This is a genomic window from Pseudomonas sp. TNT2022 ID1044, from assembly GCF_028656895.1.
In the GTDB taxonomy this organism is placed as follows: domain Bacteria; phylum Pseudomonadota; class Gammaproteobacteria; order Pseudomonadales; family Pseudomonadaceae; genus Aquipseudomonas; species Aquipseudomonas reinekei.
The window spans coordinates 1-2,882 of sequence record NZ_JAMDHB010000047.1; the positions used below are offsets into that span (position 1 = coordinate 1).

Here is a 2,882-nt window from a genome sequence, read left to right on the forward strand (position 1 = left end):
CGACGCTGCTGTCGGTCAGGGTGCGGCTGTTGTTCATCACCGCGGCCACTTGCTGGGTACCATTTTGCAAGCCGGCCACCAGGCCTTCGATTTCTTCGGTGGACTTTTGTGTGCGCTGGGCCAGGCCACGGACTTCGTCGGCTACCACGGCGAAACCACGTCCGGCTTCACCGGCGCGCGCGGCTTCAATCGCTGCGTTGAGTGCCAGCAGGTTGGTCTGTTCGGCGACGGCCTTGATCACGTCCATGACGCTGCCGATCTTGTCGCTTTCCTGTTGCAGCACGCCCATGGCTTCGGTGGAGCGCACCACCTCGTTGGCCAGGCGTTCGATCTGCGCGATCGCTTCGCCTACAACCTTGTCACCTTCACGGGCTTCACCGTCCGCCGCCGCGGCGGCTTGCGAGGCTTGCTCGGCATTGCGCGCGACTTCCTGCACGGTGGCGGTCATCTCGTGCATCGCGGTGGCGACCTGATCGGTCTCGATTTTCTGGCTGTTGACGCCGGCGCTGGTTTGCTCGGTGACGGCCGACAGTTCTTCGGCAGCGCTGGCAATCTGAGTGACGCCGTCGCGGATGCCGCTGATCAAATCGCGCAGGGTCACGCCCATGCGCGCGATGCCCTGTTGCAATACGCCGAGTTCATCGCGGCGGGTGACCTTGACGTCCTGGGACAGGTCGCCGCTGGCGATGCGATCGACCACCGCCAGGGTGTCGCGCAATGGGCCGGTGATCTGCCGGGTAATGAGTACGGCAGCAATGATGCCCACCAACAATGCCAGCAGCGTGCTGACCAGTTGCAGGGTGCGGGCATTGGCGCTTTCGGCGTCGCGACGGTCGAGCTGGATCTGGTACAGCTGCTCGCTCAGGCTGACGATGGCTGCACCTTGGTCCGTCATTTCCTTGCGTGCCTGCACCACATCGCTGTTCGCGGTTTTGTAGGCTTGCAAGGCGCCGCGGTAGCTGCTCAATGCGGATTCCAATTGACGCAAGGCGTCCGGCTGCCCATCAGCGAAGTGCCCATTGAGGGACTTCACGCTGGCGATCGCGGTATCAAGTTGGGTGGCAGCTTTTTGCTCGGTCTCGGCGTTGGCGGCGGCGGTGTAGCCACGCACTTCGTAGCGGGCCAGGAGGAACGCTTCCTTGGCGGCGGTGATGGCCTGGAACTGTTCGAAGCGTTGGTCGCTCGACGGCATTTGCTGTACGCGGGTGTTGATGTCGTTGATCAGCGTATTGGCCGTTTCGGCAGTGGCGGTCATGACGTCGCGGGCGCTGTTGCCAGCGCGATAAGCGCCGCGCATTTTGTTCAGCGATGTCTTGTAGGCATCAATGACAGAGCCTTGCTCCCTGAGCAGTTTGAGATTTTCCGGGCTCTTGAATTTCACCAGCAACGCTTGCTGTTGAGCGGAAAACGCTTCGAGGGTGGTTTGCACGTTTTGTGCGGTGGTTTCGTCACCGTTGGCCAGCATGTATTGCAGGCGCACCACTCGCAGCTTGGTCAGGCCCGCATTGAGCCGGGTGATGTCACTCATCCAGTTACTGCGGTCAATCAGGCTGCCCAGGCTGGTCCAGCCGGTCAGGGCGAGGACGCAGGTCAAGGCCAGTACCAGGCCAAAACCCAGGCCCAGTTTCAGGTTCACGCTGATATTGCCGAACCAGCTATTCATCAAAATTCCTCCAGGAACGTAGTGTTTCTCGATCGTCGGTTGGCTGGAAGATTGTTGTTTTTGGTGGCCAGCATGCGGTGTAGACGGTCTGTATCGGCAGTGATCGCGAGAGCTGAAAGGATTTTGTCGAGGGATTGTGAAGGTGCATGTTCAACAAGGTCCCTGGCGCTGGTTTTTTGGGGCGGGCGCGGCTGGGGATGCCGGTTGATCAGGCGAGATCTTTATCGACTGAGCCGAGGTCATCGCGAGCAGACGCTGTCCTGCTGCAGGGGCGACCCGGAACAGACATGAGTTAATCCAGGCTGCGCGACCATTGCCGGTCCGGGTCTTCCCACACCGTGCTGAGCCGCGCCGTCAGCACGTGATCCTGCCATCGTCCATCAATATTCAGATACGCCTTGGCATAGCCTTCACGTTCGAATCCCAGACGCTCCAGCAACCGCGCACTGCGGTCGTTGCCGGGGATGTAGTTGGCCATGATGCGGTGCAGGTTCAGCGTCTCGAACATGTAGCGAATGCCCGCGTCCACAGCTTCGTGCATCAGGCCTTGGCCTTGATGGGCATGGTCGATGTGATAACCCAGGTAACAGGACTGGAACGCCCCGCGAATGATGCCGCTGAAATTGCACGCGCCGATCATCTGGCCGCTGTCGCGATCAAGCACGGCGAAGTGCACCGCATACCCTTCATCAAACGCCATGGCTTGCTGCGCGAGCCGTGAGCGGATTTTTACCGTGCTGTAGTAATCGTCTTCGCGGACCGGCGACCACGGTGCGAGGTGTGCCTGGTTTCGCAGGTAAAAGTCGCGTTCCAACGCCGCCTGGCTCGGGCTGAGGACGGCCAGGTTCAGGCGTTTGCAGGGCAGGGTGAAGATCGTCATGTTGTCCTCCAGTTTGTGTCCCCCATTGTCGTGGGGGGAGTTTCCGTAAAAAAGGACGCGTCCTACATACAAACTATTTCCTGGACGTCTTAATTCCTGTGTTTGAGAACCACCAAAGCCTTGCTCATTGATCGAGCTCTGGCCGTTTATGCCGCAGGAAGTTTGTTAATGGAACTAACAAAAATATTCTCGCCACAGAACCGACGCCTGATCAGGTTCACGTCACCGATTGAGGGGCCGCAAGCGTTACTGCTTGAGCGTTTTTCCGGCTGCGAAGGTTTGTCGACATTATTCAGTTTCGAGTTGTCGCTGATCAGCCAGGATGCTCGCCTGGAACTC

At 59.5% G+C, this 2,882-nt stretch carries 2 protein-coding genes; both read right to left on the reverse strand.

Features of this window, described 5'->3' with window-relative positions; translation table 11 throughout:
• A partial coding sequence (locus M5G20_RS30010; protein WP_273922116.1) for a HAMP domain-containing methyl-accepting chemotaxis protein occupies positions 1 to 1,663 on the reverse strand: 1,663 nt, incomplete at its 3' end.
• A gap of 292 nt (positions 1,664 to 1,955) precedes the next feature.
• Positions 1,956 to 2,543 (reverse strand): ribosomal protein S5-alanine N-acetyltransferase, encoded by a 588-nt coding sequence (gene rimJ, locus M5G20_RS30015; protein ID WP_273922117.1) that lies wholly within the window; start codon positions 2,541 to 2,543, stop codon positions 1,956 to 1,958.
• Between the last annotated feature and the right edge of the window lie 339 nt (positions 2,544 to 2,882).

Bases quoted from the DNA above. Each gene is read 5' to 3' on its own strand.
- rimJ (WP_273922117.1), bottom strand. From the start codon at position 2,543: ATGACGATCTTCACCCTGCCCTGCAAACGCCTGAACCTGGCCGTCCTC.